The sequence below is a fragment of the Burkholderia sp. MS455 genome (genome assembly GCF_016899445.1).
Taxonomy (GTDB): domain Bacteria; phylum Pseudomonadota; class Gammaproteobacteria; order Burkholderiales; family Burkholderiaceae; genus Burkholderia; species Burkholderia pyrrocinia_C.
Map to the genome: position 1 here is coordinate 2,640,235 of NZ_CP041779.1, position 14,340 is coordinate 2,654,574.

General features: G+C 60.8%; 9 protein-coding genes, 1 tRNA gene and 3 pseudogenes. 2 read left to right on the top strand and 11 right to left on the bottom strand.

Going from position 1 to position 14,340, the window contains the following annotated elements; all coding sequences use genetic code 11:
• Positions 1 to 78: 78 nt before the first annotated feature.
• On the bottom strand, positions 79 to 1,578 hold the full coding sequence (locus FPJ27_RS31265; RefSeq protein ID WP_204424042.1) for a virulence factor: 1,500 nt from the start codon (positions 1,576 to 1,578) through the stop codon (positions 79 to 81).
• Entirely contained in the window at positions 1,575 to 2,636 is a 1,062-nt protein-coding gene (locus FPJ27_RS31270) for a hypothetical protein (RefSeq protein ID WP_204424045.1), read from the bottom strand. The genes FPJ27_RS31265 and FPJ27_RS31270 overlap by 4 nt, the downstream gene beginning before the upstream one ends.
• A gap of 147 nt (positions 2,637 to 2,783) precedes the next feature.
• Here FPJ27_RS31270 and FPJ27_RS31275 point away from each other — a divergent pair, with 147 nt between their 5' ends.
• Positions 2,784 to 4,067 (top strand): IS256 family transposase, encoded by a 1,284-nt coding sequence (locus FPJ27_RS31275; protein WP_204420906.1) that lies wholly within the window; start codon positions 2,784 to 2,786, stop codon positions 4,065 to 4,067.
• 43 nt (positions 4,068 to 4,110) lie between these two features.
• Here FPJ27_RS31275 and FPJ27_RS31280 read toward each other — a convergent pair.
• From FPJ27_RS31280 to FPJ27_RS31290, 3 genes and pseudogenes are all read right to left on the bottom strand, one after another.
• Positions 4,111 to 5,262 (bottom strand): annotated as a pseudogene (locus FPJ27_RS31280) (hypothetical protein); the annotation flags it as partial.
• Between the two features lie 21 nt (positions 5,263 to 5,283).
• Positions 5,284 to 8,034 carry a type VI secretion system Vgr family protein gene (locus FPJ27_RS31285; protein ID WP_204424050.1) on the bottom strand — a complete coding sequence of 917 codons (2,751 nt, stop codon included), beginning with the start codon at positions 8,032 to 8,034 and terminating at the stop codon, positions 5,284 to 5,286.
• A gap of 345 nt (positions 8,035 to 8,379) precedes the next feature.
• Positions 8,380 to 8,538, bottom strand: a pseudogene (locus FPJ27_RS31290) (DNA adenine methylase); the annotation flags it as partial.
• Positions 8,539 to 8,701: 163 nt separating this feature from the next.
• Here FPJ27_RS31290 and FPJ27_RS31295 point away from each other — a divergent pair.
• A complete protein-coding gene (locus tag FPJ27_RS31295) occupies positions 8,702 to 9,049 on the top strand; it encodes a hypothetical protein (RefSeq protein WP_204424052.1) in 348 nt (115 codons plus the stop codon).
• A gap of 111 nt (positions 9,050 to 9,160) precedes the next feature.
• On the opposite strand, the pseudogene FPJ27_RS31300 reads toward FPJ27_RS31295, so the two are convergent.
• The 6 genes and pseudogenes from FPJ27_RS31300 to FPJ27_RS31325 form a co-directional block, all read right to left on the bottom strand.
• Positions 9,161 to 9,533: pseudogene (locus tag FPJ27_RS31300) on the bottom strand (tyrosine-type recombinase/integrase); the annotation flags it as partial.
• 109 nt (positions 9,534 to 9,642) lie between these two features.
• A tRNA-Arg gene (locus tag FPJ27_RS31305) sits at positions 9,643 to 9,717 on the bottom strand.
• A gap of 572 nt (positions 9,718 to 10,289) precedes the next feature.
• Complete coding sequence (locus FPJ27_RS31310; RefSeq protein ID WP_239483398.1) at positions 10,290 to 11,447, bottom strand: MFS transporter; 1,158 nt, start codon at positions 11,445 to 11,447, stop codon at positions 10,290 to 10,292.
• Between the two features lie 85 nt (positions 11,448 to 11,532).
• A complete protein-coding gene (locus FPJ27_RS31315; protein WP_204426379.1) occupies positions 11,533 to 11,961 on the bottom strand; it encodes a chromate resistance protein ChrB domain-containing protein in 429 nt (142 codons plus the stop codon).
• Positions 11,962 to 12,081: 120 nt separating this feature from the next.
• A complete protein-coding gene (locus FPJ27_RS31320) occupies positions 12,082 to 13,260 on the bottom strand; it encodes a chromate transporter (protein ID WP_204424057.1) in 1,179 nt (392 codons plus the stop codon).
• Positions 13,257 to 14,234, bottom strand: coding sequence for a chromate resistance protein ChrB domain-containing protein (locus FPJ27_RS31325; protein ID WP_204424060.1), 978 nt, complete (start codon positions 14,232 to 14,234; stop codon positions 13,257 to 13,259). Before FPJ27_RS31325 ends, FPJ27_RS31320 begins: the two co-directional genes overlap by 4 nt.
• Positions 14,235 to 14,340: the final 106 nt, after the last annotated feature.

Genomic DNA, 14,340 nt, shown 5'->3' on the forward strand with positions numbered 1-14,340 from the left:
GATCCTCCAAGACAAGCGCAGACGGTACACAGCCGGCGCAGCGCTCACATCGAACACCGCCGCACGACATCATTATCCCTAGAAGCTATAGCCCTGCCCGTACTGACTGTAATCGACATCGTGGCGCTTGCCCCACCACGGCAGATAAGCATTGCCTTCGCCAGCAGCGCGGAACCACGGTTTCTTTGGATCGACGGGATTCACCTTCGCCGGCGGCACCACGACAACTGCGGTAGGGTGTTCCGCGTCTGTGGTACCGACCACGAGTGTGTTGCCACCGAGATGGTTTGCGCGACCGATCGCCAGGGCGACGTCCGTCAACGCGGTACCGGCACCCATCTCGCCGAGGAGCGCCGGCGTGTTGAACGTCTGCTTCTTGTAGTCATATTCCGGCAGCACTTCGGTCAACGTCTGCGACAACGCACCAAGGCGAGCGGACGCAGCGTCGCTCCCCTTGCCCGCGTCGTGGACCACATAATGCAGGTCCGTCGTCACAACACCTGCATTGTGGGCAGCCTGCTCGATGGTCGATTTCCATGCCTGAACCGCGCGCGTCGTGCCGGACTTCTTCTCGAAGTCAGCAAGGTTGCCGACAGCGGCGCGCCCGATCCATGCGAGAGGTTCACGCTCCGTCTTGAAGTCGGGCCCGGTCAGAACGAGCAGCACCATGTTCTCATTCATCTGGTTGTCCTTCGGCGGGAAGCTCGGTGCGTCCCAGTTCATCACCCAAACGCTCCGATCGGGATGCGTTTGCAGGTAATCGAGCGCGCGATTCAGCGAAGTAAAGCCTGCGTTTGGGCCGCCAGGCGTGATATGGACATCAGGGGGGGTGTCGCTGCTCCACAGACTCGGTGCAGCTTTATTCCCTATCTCGTAGTAGTCGACAAACTGGTCGACGAGATATTTACGTGACTCTTCCGGATTGAGCTGTTTCTCAGGGATCGAGAATTCAATATGCGTACCTGCGAGTTCCCGCCAGCCTTTTCGATCCTTCGAGTGCACATTGTAAAAATACACCGGGCTCATCACGTAAATCTCAGCAAACAAGCTGAGCAGCTTATCGACATATTTTTCGTAAAATCCGTCGAACGTCTCGCGCCCATCGTTGCCATACGCAACACCCGCAACCGGTTGAACGGTCGTGAAGCTCTTCGGATCCTCCTTCACCATGTCATCGTGCTCATTGGGTCCGACGAGGCCCATTGTCCAAAGCAATTGCCATTCGGTCGGATAGTCGCGACGCTGGAGCGGGTTTAGCCACGCCAGTCCGACGACTTGTGCGCGGAACGGTTGGTCAGGGGCGGCAGTTGCTGCTGCAACACTTGTCGCTGTGCCGGCCGTTGTCGCCGCAGCCTTTTCTACGCCGGATTTCCGAAGTCCCGCCCAGAGCGCCAATACGGCGACCACAACTAGGAGCGGCAACACAATCAATCGTTTCATCCATTCCTCAACCGAGAGCGGCTGCGGCGCAGCCTGCTGAGCATAATACGTCCACGTGGCCGCTACTGCGACAGACAAGAGCAGAATGGCAAGCGCGACGCCAGTACGTCGCGGCCAAATCGAGAGTAGTGTATTCATAGGGCGTGCGTCGCACCGAGGATCATCCCGCCATCTCGCTCGTCAGCGATCTTCTTCGGCATATGCGCGTCTGCATCGGCCTTAACCCAGTCTGATAGAAACAAACCACTCATCTTTCCTTTTGAGAAATACGACGCGTACTTCCGGTGTGGATTAGATTTGTCCATACCTTCACCGAAGCGCCAGTCCGCCTCGATACGCAAATCCTTCCAATCTTCCGGTGTCAGTTTGCACACGCCGATTGCGACGTCGTAGGCGAGAGCGTGCTCCGCGTGCATCGCGTGCATCGCGTTGGTCATGATCGTCGAATGGTTCGTCGGATTGTTCTTCTCCGTCGCCCCGAGATAGGCTGTCACGGTGGACGACGAATACTGCCTCGCCTTGCCGTCAGCATTGGAACCGGGTTGCTCCGAGGTCACATTACCATCCGCGTCAATGAGCGCGCCATTTCCTTGCTCACGTTGGCGGACGGTCTGTCGCACAACCGCGTGCATTTCGTACCGCATATCTGCTTCGCTATCCTCGTTGCCTAGCGGCGTCGTGCCCTTGTAGTTGTCGATCGCGTCTCCGGGCTTTTTGTCAGCAGCAGCCTTGTTTTTATCGCGAGCGGCCGCGACCGGGTCATTGCCCTCGTTAAAGAGGCTGGTTGCTGCAGGGCCGTCATGGACGGGTGCGATCGGACTTCCAAATTTCATTGCCACAGGGGTGAACGGGTGATCAAGCTTTGGAGCGTCGATCGGAATTGCCCACCAGTCTGGTGGAGTCGCATTGACCGCCGGTCGTGCGAGGTTGACGAGCGAGCCGATACCTCGCATCTGCCAGATCCCCCACATGTCGTGAAGAGTCGTTCGGTTCTGCAATGACTTGACGATCGAGAATCGTGCCTCGGGCGATGGGGGATACCAGAAGCCTTGCGTCTTCCCTTTCTTGTAGCGCCAGTCATTCTTCGTGTAATCGTAAAGTTCGCCGGGCTTCTGGCCTACAAGGTAGCCCGAAGCGAACACCCGCTGCGTGAAGCAATCAGCACCGCCTGTGACTTCTATCTCGTAGGCGGTCAAGCCACGCCAGCCGATCCCCTGCACCGTTGTCGGAGCTAATGTCGGAAGTGGTGTACGGCGGTGTGGAGCGGAATCGGCGGGAGGCGGTGGCGATTGCAGGAGAATGTTGCTTTCCAAGGTAACGAACCCAGCAACCAATCCACCACCATGGCGAAACGTAATCGGGAAGCGAACGACAGTCAAGCAACGGAAACAGAATTCAAGGGGCCCGTCGGCCTGGACGAGTTGATCCAGCAAGGCGCGCGGCAGATTATCCAGCAAGCGATCGAGGCGGAATTGAAGGCATTGCTCGAGCAATATTCGAACGTGAAGACGCTGGACGGCCGGCGGGCGATCGTGCGCAACGGCTATCTGCCTGAGCGAGACGTTGTCACGGCAATCGGACCGGTAACGGTCCAGGTGCCGAAGGTCCGCGATCGCTCGGGCTCGGGGGTAAAGTTCAACTCGGAGATCGTGCCGCCCTACGTGCGCAAGTCGCCGCGTGTGTCGTCGGCGCTGCCGTGGCTGTATCTGCGCGGCGTCTCGACCGGCGACATGAGCGAAGCGCTCAGCGTATTGCTCGGCGACCAGGCGAAAGGCCTGTCGGCAAATACCGTCATTCGTCTCAAAGCGATCTGGGCGGACGAATTCGCGCAATGGAACAATCGGGACTTGTCGGCGGCCCGCTGGGTCTACTGGTGGGCCGACGGCATTCATACTGGGGCGCGCAGCGAGGATTCCGACGGGCAATGTCTGCTGGTGATCATCGGCGTGAAGCCAGACGGCAGCAAGGAACGCGTCGCGCTCGCCGACGGCTACCGCGAGTCGAAGGATTCGTGGGTCGAGCTACTGCTCGATCTGAAGGCTCGCGGTCTACAAGCCGGCCCACTGCTAGCCGTCGGCGACGGCGCGATGGGCTTGTGGGCGGCACTCGAGGAAGTGTTCCCGCAGACGCGGCACCAGCGCTGCTGGTTTCACAAGATCGGCAACGTGCTCAACGCGTTGCCGAAGTCGCAGCAGGGCAAGGCCAAGGCCGCGCTCGCGGAGATCTGGAACGCCGCGACGCGCGCCGATGCGATCGTCGCCTACGATCAGTTCGTCGCGACCTATACGGCCAAATATCCGAAAGCTGTCGAGAAGGTCACGAAGGATCGCGACGAGCTGCTCGCGTTTTACGACTTCCCGGCCGAGCACTGGCAGCATGTGCGCACGACGAATCCGATCGAGTCGACCTTCGCGACGGTCCGCCACCGCACGACCCGCACGCGAAACTGTCTGTCGCGCGCGACCTTCCTCGGCATGGCCTTCAAGCTCATCGAAGCAGCAGAGGAATCATGGCGCCGCATTCGCGGTGTCGACAAAATCGAACAGATCTTGAACGGCGTGCCCTTCAAGGACGGAACACCGGTGACCGAGAGCACACCGGCTCCTGCTCAACCGCTTGCCGCTTGATCATGCTGCTCGACTGTCGTACACCACATTTGACATTAGCTCCCGTTGTCGCCGAGATTACTTGATCATGCGGGCAGCAGTAGAGCGTGACGCGGCCATATGTGCGGAACGTGTTTCCGTAACCCGTCGGCCCCATTGACGTCTTACCCCAAACCTGAAGCCCGTGGGCCTCGCGATCCGCCGCAGCCGTGTACGGCTTGCCCTTCGACGACTTGCACACGTTTGACATCTCTGGATCGATATCGCCCGGTGTAGGTTCGAGGGCTGCACGCGCGCGGATGATGTCGAAGAAGTTCGACAGGGTGTGGACCCGAGCTTCCCATGTCTCGCGGCCGCGTCGACCCTCTGCATCCTTTGCGCGGCGTTGAGTCCAGGAATCGGGCACGTTGCTGGCAACCAAGCTGTACGGCGCGTTTGCCAATACATAGGCGTCGGCGACGCAACGGCCGGACTTCCCCTGACCATCCTTCACATCCGGCAATTGGTCGCCCAGAAACGCTGCTGTGAGCCCGACTATGTTGCCTTGACTATGACAAACCACGGTGATTGGACAATCCGCTTGCTTTTTTCTGATCGACTCGATCAATTTTGCGAGACGCAGTGCAGCCATCACCCCGTATTGACGGTTTGGTGTCGAGTACACCATGCGGGCGTCAACTGGATTCAAATCCTGGACCGACAGCCACAGGAACAGTCGATCGTTGACCCCGACGTTCCACAAATCCGGAAGACTTGAGCACCCATTTGCAAACGGCCCACCACCCCAGTAGTTTTGTTCATTAAGAAAAATGTTGCCGCCAAACTCCTGCAGTTCTTCTTTATTCGCCTTGTGTCCCCAGCGGAAATGGATGACCGGTGACCACGAAGGGGCGGGTTGCACGTAGGTTTGCGGCGTCATCTTCGGATTGATGAAGCCGTCCTTCGTCAGGAACTTGATGTACTTAGCCGGGGTGAGTTGTCCACCTTCCGGTCCTTTGAACATCATCTGATCGTCGAGCCGTCCAAGGCGCCGGTTCAACCCTCTGCAGAGCCCCTCTTCGGCCGGGCCGAACCACTCGCCCTCAGAGTTGACGCCGTGCACGAAAATCACGACGCCGGGCAGCGGCATTGGTTTGACAGCAACGAGTTCCGTCTTCTTGTTCGGCAGCACCGTACCCTTGGCGGTTGCTGCTGGAGTGCGTTGTGATGTTGGCATGACCAGTACCCTATCTCTGGTTTATTCGTCTTTCTTGAAGAATTTCACGACCACCTGTTCGAACTGGTTGTGATCGATCGGAGCCATCGTTCCCGCGCCGTCCGTCTGGCCGTTCGCGATTTCACCGGAAGCGTTGTGAACCTCGCCAACGTAACCTTCGATCGGATTGCCGTCGGAGGCTCGCACGAGCTTCGGCACGCGACCGAGCGGTGCATGATCGAACTTCGGCATGTCCGTACTCATGCTCGCTGGGCCCTGCCACGAATGGCCGGCGGACTTCACGGTGAACTTGCCCGGGCACCCGAGCTCGATGTCGCTGCCGTGCAGCTTCAGGTAGGCCCCACCCGACGTCGTGAAGACCACCTGATCGTTCGCCATACCGGTGATCTTTCCGTCGGCCGCCGTAAACTGAATGTTCTTCGCGGAATCGATCTCCGTGTCGTCGTTCTGGCTCTGCAAAGTCACTTTGCCGTGATTCGCGACTGCCGATACGCCGTCGCTGTGCGCGAACATCGCAACACCACGACCACCATGCATGTTGATACGCTGGCCGCTCGTCAACTGCAAATGGTTCTGTGCAACCTGATCAATGTTCTCCCCTGCGTACGTGACGTGCGTCTTCGGTGTGATGTTCAGCGAGCCCGCCTGTGCGCCGAACGCCATCAGGGCCTTCGAACCACCCGTACCGGCGCCAGCGGGACTATCTGAACCCGGCTTGCCGTTGCCGGGCGTCCACTCCTTGAACGCCTGCGCAATGGCCTGTTGACCCGCCGCATCGGTAGCCTGTCCGCCGTGCTGTCCTGCGTAATCACCGAGCGACTTGAACAGTTCCGTGCATTCACCAAGCAACTGCAGCAACTCGTCGCGATCGAGCTGTCCGCCGCTCGCCTGCGAGCGCGCATAGGTGGTCAACAAAATGCCCTGCGCCGCCCGCAGCGCTGCCGCTGCGTCGGTGCGCAGTTCGGCCCCCTCCCCGCGATCCTGACCAACGCCGTCGTTGCGCGGTTGCGTCAGATACCCGAGGTTTAATTGACTATGGGCGTGTTCGCTGGCTAATTGGGCGCTTATCTGCGACGGCGTATCGTCGAGTCGGAGCTGGTTATAACGCCTGCCCTTTATCTCTTTAGTCTTGATCCCCGACACATAGCGGTTGCCCGGCTGCGAACCGGTATGCGTGAATGCGGCCGGCGGATTCGCACCGTTCCCAAGTACGCAGAGGATCACCAACCGATCTGGATCACCCGCGATACTGCCAAGCAAGACTTCCATTCCGACACGCGGCAGAAACGACGCACCGAACTGCGTGCCCGCAAGACTCGACGCAACCCGGATCGGCGCGCTGTCGCCGACATTGTCGTTCGTGCCCGCTCCCTGCGCGTGCGCATGATCCACGGGATCGAGGCCGTGAATCCGCACGTAGACTCGCCCCATTTCGTCGCAGATCACCTCTTCGCCGTCCCGCGTCACGATCGTGCCGGTCATCAGCGGCACCGGCGGCAAGTCGATGGCAGGATCGTAGGCCGGCGTGAGCGGCACTCTGCGACGCACGCACGTGAAGGTGTTCTCGTAGCGCGTGTCCGGTTCGCCCGATTGCGCAGGCGGTTTCGACGGCGACGAGTTCGCAAGATGTCGGCTTGCCGCGAACAGCTCCATCACGCGTTCGGTGAGTCCTTTCGGGAGGTTGTTCCAAACCTCGTGACTAATCGACGTGATCACGAACTGTCGCTTATCGGTCGGCTGCATGTCCCATTCGGGATCGCCCGCCAGCGTGATCCACGCACCGACAGCCAGATCGCGCACACTGCTCACGCCGTCGTAGCGCTCGGCCTCGAACTGATGCGCGAGCATCCGCGCGCGCGTCAAACGCTCATGATCGGCCCACGAGTCGCCGGCATGCGGGATGTCGATCGCAACGTCGGTCAGCAGTCGCGCCAGGTCGTTGCCGGCCTCGCCCTGATCAACGCTGGCGGCAACCGTCGATTCGTCGACGCGCGCCTTCTTGTAGTCCCACGACGGTCGGCTGGCCGCACCCGGCACAAGCCGCGCATGCAGCGCGAACAACGTGACCGTGTCGCGCTCCTCGGTGCCGGCATCGCGGGGATGCAGGCGCACCGTGCCGGCGGGTGCCTCCGGCAACGACGCGGGATCGTCACAGCACACCAACGTATGTACAGGCGTATCGTCGTGAGCGTTGTTAGACGACTTGACCGGCCCGGCCTTCGCGAAAACCGTAATGCCTTCACGGCGCAACAGGCGACGCACGAACTTGGCGTCCGACTCGTTGACTTGCCGGGTCAGCTCGCGCGCCGGGTAACGATCGCGACTCAGGCCAGACAGATCGAACTCGAACGCGCGAGCGAGCGCGGGGCTGCGCTGCCGCCATTCGTTGAACAACGTAGCGAGAATGTCGACAACGCTCCGGGAACGGAATACGCGGGAATTGGTGCGCTTGTCCATCAGCGACAGGGCGTCGCACACCGTGAGCTGGCAAACGCACAATTCGCCATCGCTCTGACCGATCTGGACGTCCTGAACGATCGCATTGACGAAGTGGAGTTGACCGCGATCAGTAACGAGCCGCAACGAGACGGGCACGCCAATAAACAACTTCGGCGAAAGATCGTGGCGCGTCGATACGCAGGTCAGGTGCCCGTGAATGCCGGTCATCAGCCCTTCGCGAACGTTTGCGTGCTGAAGCGCAAGCAAGCGCCCCAAGCTACTTTGCAGCCGACCGAAATTCAGCGCCACCGAGCGCTTGTTCCAATCGACCATCCCCGACGCAAAGTTACTTATTGTTTCACTTAAAGACACGACCGCCCTCTCGATCTTTGTTGAATTCGTATTGATTCAGGCGATCGGGCCGCGTGTCGAGACGGGCGAACCGCCGATTTCTGGTCGGAGGATATCAAATTCGGCGGCGAGAACAGGAAAACGACACGTGGGTGGCGCGCCGAACGAGACGCTTTTAACCAAAATTGACATGCTGGCGTCCGGGCTTTGCCGTATCTTTCGCGGCGGAAGGATTATTAACGTCCGGTCCTTCCATACGCAGTAGTCGGCCCAAGCAGTAATTCGACCTGCCGCCCCTCTCGACGGCAGGTCGCTTTTCTTATCGAATCAGCACAGTCCCACGGGCTGTGCCGCGTCATCCCAACTGAAGATAATCAGCTCGTTTCGCTCGGCTGCCCTTCCGCCGCCCACGGTGTACTGGATCGGCACGATTTCGATATGAAACCCGGCGAACACCCGCCGAATATCCGGATGGTCGTTCAGGCTGGCTGCGAGTGACAGCATTGTTTGGCGAAATGCGAACCGTGACTGAATCTCGATATCATCCCACTGCGGTAAGGGAATCCAGTCCCGAACAATTCCCGGGCTGCCGAGGCTACGGCCGCTCGGCAAAAAACCGCCGAGCATCATCCAGCGAACTAACGGCACTATGAACGAAACCAAAGATATCGAGAACGCTGACTCTGGACCTTCATCAGGCGCGATCAAACTCGCCATCGCGACTTTCATCGGATTGTGGCTTCCGTGGATCGGATTTGCTTACTGGTATGTGGAGGTCGGCGGCTTTCATAGCGGCATCTTTGCCGAAGGCAGCATGAACTTCCTTGGATTCACCGCTGCTACGTGGGTCGCGACACCGCTCTTTACATTGATTTACCTCATTTATGCGAAGCGCTCAGCGCTTCGCAATACATACGACCAAGTAATGTTCGCCATCGAGTGCTTGGTTCTTCTTGGAATGTGGGCGGTTGCGGCCACTCCATTCCTCCGCCCCTAGATCGTCACGGGCGAGACGTGCGGCACTGCGGCTAACGCCACGATAGAGAGCGATCCGCCTCCATTGTTACGGTAAGGGGAAGCGGGCAAGTGGCGTGGGCGACTTGGCGCGCTAGCGCGCTGACGCGATATGAATGACCTCTGCTCCTGCCTTCGGACGATCTAGATGATCGCCCCATGCCGCATCATTCGCCGTCGTTCCGGCAGGTATTCAGCGTGGACGTAGGCCGCCGTCACTTGATTGCGTTCGGCGTGCGCCACGTCGAGCGCCTGTCGTGACAGCGGCACGATGTGCGGGTCGCGCATCTTCATGCGTTCCGGCGGCACGCGCCATTCTGCGGCGGTCTCGTCAAACTCTGGCCACTCCGCACGGATTATTTCCGTTGTCCGTATGAAGGTGAGTGCCATCAGGCGGAGTGGAGTCGGATGACTAGGTCGCCTTGGTAGGCGTCAATGTCACGCATGAGCTGCGGGATCTCCGTCGCCGTCCGTGAATTTGTACGGGGCCGCGCTGGCCTTCGCGAGCTAGAGGCCCGCCAGACGGGCTTGAGCGGGGGATTTCTTGTGAATCTCGGGGATGGTTTGGGGCATGGCTGGTCCCCCCGACAGGAATCGAACCTGTATCTAGCGCTTAGGAGGCGCTTGTTCTATCCATTGAACTACGGGGAGCGGATAGTTTGGGCGGGATGGATCGAACCCTCGTAAATCAGGTTCTTAGCCTTGTCCCGCTTGCCTTTCGAGGATTTTTGCCCGTTTACGAATGACGCGAAATGACGAGCAGTGAAGCATAGTTTAACGCCCTGCCTGCTACAAATCGACTCTGTAGCAGCGTATATGGGTGATGCATTGCTACAGTCCATAGACGGGGTATTTCATGGCTTCGATCCTGAAGATCGGCGACCGCTGGCGGGCACAAGTCCGCCGGCGGGGACAGAGTATAGCAAAGACATTCCGAACCAAGGGGGCGGCTGAAGCATGGGCGCGTGAGATTGAAGGCGGGATTGTCACCGTAAGTACCGCTAGCTTGGCTTGGCGACATTGCAACATCGAAAGCAATCACTTCCCCCGTCGCTGAGGCGAACGATAAAAAGCAGGTTGCGGCTTGTACCGAGACGTCGTCGCCCGCAGCACAAACACCGTGAGCCTTCCATCGACATGGGTTGACAGGAAGCGCGCAGGTTTCGCATCAATGCATCGCTTTGCACGGCTCCTCGCTTCTTTGTCGTTCCACCGTGACAGCACTACCGCGCCCGGTCATCGTCCGGTTTGACCTGTCGAAAAGCCGCCAGCAGCGACAGGTCATACGCGATCTTCAATGCGCCGCATACGACCAGCGGGGCACCGAGCCAGCCAAGACCGAACAAGCCGCCGGCCAACGTCGGTGCGACAGCGGCTGCGAGGCTGCGCGGAACAGACGTAAAGCTGGCAGCTGCCGGGCGCTCCGAAGGCGTGACGACCGCCATCACGTAGGCGGTTCGCGTCGGCACATCCATTTGCGAAAGTGCGCTGCGCATCAGCAGCAGCGCTAACGCAAGCGGCAGCGACGGCGCGAAAGCGGCGCCAATCAGGCAGACGCTCGACGGGATATGCGTGAACACCATGGTGTTCAGCAGGCCGATCCTGCGCGATAGCGGCGCGGCCGCAAGCTGCGAGCCGGCCGAGAGCAGGCCTGCCCAGAAGAAGAATTGGCCAGCAGCGGCGATCGAGAGTCCGAAGCGCTGCATCAACCACAGCGACAACAACGAGTTGACGACGAGACCGCCCGCGAACGCATCGATGCTGAACAGCATCGCAAGCCGCACGACAATGGGGCGCGACGGGCCGAGCGGGGGCGCCGCCTTCGACGCACGGGCATCGGCGCGCGGCAATCGCCGATACAGCATGAAGACGATGACGCCCGTCACCGCATAGACGAGAAACATGCCGCGCATCGCGCCGAGCGCCGTGATTGCGGTATGCGACGCAACCCAGATCGGCAGTCCTGCCGTCAGGGAACCGACCGCCGCCGATAAGGCCCCGACGAGGCTGTATCGTGCAAACAGTGCAGTGCGAACGTCGCCGCCGGCGGCTTCCGCCAGACGCGACTGTTCGAGCGGCAGAAACAGGCTGACATCGCCCGAACTCGGATTGAGCGTGCCGACGAAGGCGACGACGAGCAGCGGCCACAACGTGGCGAAGCTCACGAAGCCGATGCCCGTTGCGGCCATCAACGCCGCCGCGAGCGTCAACATGCGCCGCTGCGTGAAGCGGCTCGCCAGCATGCCGACTGCGATCGTCGCGATCGCGGAGCCCATCAGCGTCGTGGTGCTGATCAAGCCGACGTCCAGTTGCGAAAACCCGAGCGACAGCAGATACGCAGGCAGCAGCACGGCAATGAAGCCATCGCAGAAACCGCGCATGCCGCGGCTTGCGAGGATGAGCGATGCGGCCCGGTCCGCTCCCGCCGGCAGCATCCGACCGGCAAGCGACGACGCGAACCGGCTGCTAGGCACGTGCCTCACGCTGGCACCACGCGTAGAGCGCGTCGTACATCACCATGCCGTGCCGCAGTTGCTCGTGATCGTCTGCGAAGTTCGTGGAAAGGCCGATCGAGATCGCGTACAGGCCGGTGGCTTCCGGCGCGAGATCGAGCCGTCCGGTATCCGCGCCGCGCACGATCGCGGCGAGTTCGAGCAGCGCCGGGTCATTCAGTCGATACTTGTCGAGAAACGCATCGAAGCTGCAACGCTCGCCGTGGTGGCCAAGCTCGACGCCTGGCACGTCGTAGGGAACCGCGCCCGTTTCGTCCGCCAATCGCAGTACGTCCGCGCCCGGAACGTAGAGAAATTCCGGAGCGTCGTCGATAAACCGGGCGATCAACCATGGGCATGCGATGCGATCGATCTTCGGTCGTTCACGCGTAATCCACTTCATGGCGCTTCTCCTGTCTAGCGAAGTGGGTACGCCGACACCACCGCACGGTCGGTCGTCTTCCTCGCTCACCACCGAACGAATGTCGTCCGGTGCGTCTTGATCGCCGCCGCACCATGCAAATCAATGGTGCAGCAACGGGTAGGCCACCAGCCCGAAGAGTGCCGCCGCAGTGACGATTACCGGTTCCTGCAGCTTCTTGAAACGCCACAACAGCAGAACGGTTGCAATGGCGAGAACAGCGGTTGGAATGTCGACGATCGAGCGCTTCGCGATGACGAGGACGGAGCCCGTAATCGCACCGACGGCAGCCGCCGTGATGCCGTCGACGAACGCCTTGACGCTCGGCAGATGGCCGTACTTCTTCACGTAGGGTGCGGGAATGACCGTGAACAGATAGCACGGCAGGAACGTACCGAGCGCTGCGACGATCGCGCCGGGCAGCCCCGCCACCAGATATCCGATGAAGCCGACCGTGATCACGACCGGGCCGGGCGTGATCATCGCGACCGCGACCGCGTCGACGAACTGCTTGTCGTTGAGCCAGTGATGCTCGGTCACGACGCCGCCGTACAGGAACGGCACGATCGCGAGCCCGGAGCCGAACACGAACGCACCCGCTTTCGCGAAGAACGCGCCGATCTGTACGAGTTGCGGGAGATCGATGCCGCTCAGCATGCCGCTGGCCGCCGGTAGATTGGCGCCGGCGAGCGCATTCAACCCGCTCTTGTTCAGCCATTTGGGCGGAGCGCGCCACAGCCAGCCGATCAGCCCGGCGGCGATGAAGAGCCACGCGATTTCCGATTCCGTCACGAACGTGACGATCATGAGCGTCAGGAAGATCGCCCAAAGCAGCTTGTCGTTGCCGACGGTTTTCGTCGTGAGCTTGTACGCGCTCATCGCGATGATGCCGACCACCGCAGCCCCGACGCCATAGAAAACCGCCTGCATCCACGACAGCCCGCCGAAGTGCGAGTAGGCAAACCCGAGCGCGAGCACCATCAGGAACGACGGCAGCACGAACGCGAATCCGACGAGCGTCGCACCAAGGAGGCGATAGTGGACGAACCCCAGATAGATCGCGAGCTGGGCAGCCATCGGCCCGGGCGCGAGCTGCGCGAGTGTGATGCCTTCCTTGTAGTCCGCTTCCGTGATCCACCCTCGCCGTTCGACGAGATCGCGGCGCATGTATCCGGCGAGCGCCACCGGGCCGCCGAAGCCCAGCGCACCGAGTCTCAACATGTATCCGACCAGCTGGCCCAGCGAGTAACCTGGCGCGTTTGTCGTCACCGTCGCGGTCATGGCCGTCCCCCGGTTTCGTTCTTTCCGTTCGACTCGAAATGCGCATAAAGCGAGTCAAGCACCGCACTCATCTGTTCCAGCAGCTGATCGTCGTTTTCCGTGCGTTGACGCGTGCCGGCCATCACGGCCTCGAAGCCGATCGCCTCGGGCACGGCGGGACCGCCTACATCGAGCGAATGCACGATCTCCCCGAGCCGCAGCAGTGCCGAATCCTGATCGAGCCCAAAACTCGCGAGCAGCACCTCGAACGTGACGCGTTCGCCGACATGGGTGAATGCAGCACCATCGAAATCGAAGCCCAGCGCGTCAGCCGGGCAATCGGAAGACGACGCGAGCCAGATGAAGTGCGCACGCGGGTCGATGAAGCGGCGGATCAGCCACGCGCTGGCGACGCGATCGACCCACATGCGCTGTCGCGTCGCCCACTTGCGGCCCTGGTACTCGTCGATCGCGAGCAGGCGTATGGCGCGCTCTGCGGCGTGCGGCTCGCCCGGCGACAGCACGGTGTCGACAAGCGCGACGAAATCCTGCAGCGCGACTTCGGCACGTGTGGCCGCGTCGTCCGGGAAATAGTCGATCGCCCTGACAGCGTCGAAATCCTTGCGTACGCGGCGAAGCAGGCGCGTGAGTTCCGTGGCGGACTGTCCGGCAAGCGTCTTGCGGGCTTCGGTCAGTGTCTGGATGAAGGCGGCGTAATCCTCTCCGCGATCGAAGAGCATTCGGAATTCCAGCTCCTGCGACGCGTCAAGACTCGGCGCGCGTAACAGGTGAGCGGTGCCGCCGCTTTCGGCAATCACGCCCGCGAGTTCGCGCAGCGCCCCTTCATGCTCTTCCGTGCAGGGCAGAAAGTAGATGCCGTCGCGCAGCACGGCGCAGCCCTTCGCCTTGAGCGCGCGCCAGACCCGCATGCGGGCCGTAGCGTTCTGGGTGGGAAGGGTCAGAACGAGGATCGACCAAGCAGAGATAGCATTCATGTATTGAATGCTACTTTGTTGTAGTTAGCTCTACAAGTTTACCTTCGATGGTGAATCCATGACCGCTGGAACGGATCGGTTGCCGTCGTTCGACCTACCCTGCCTA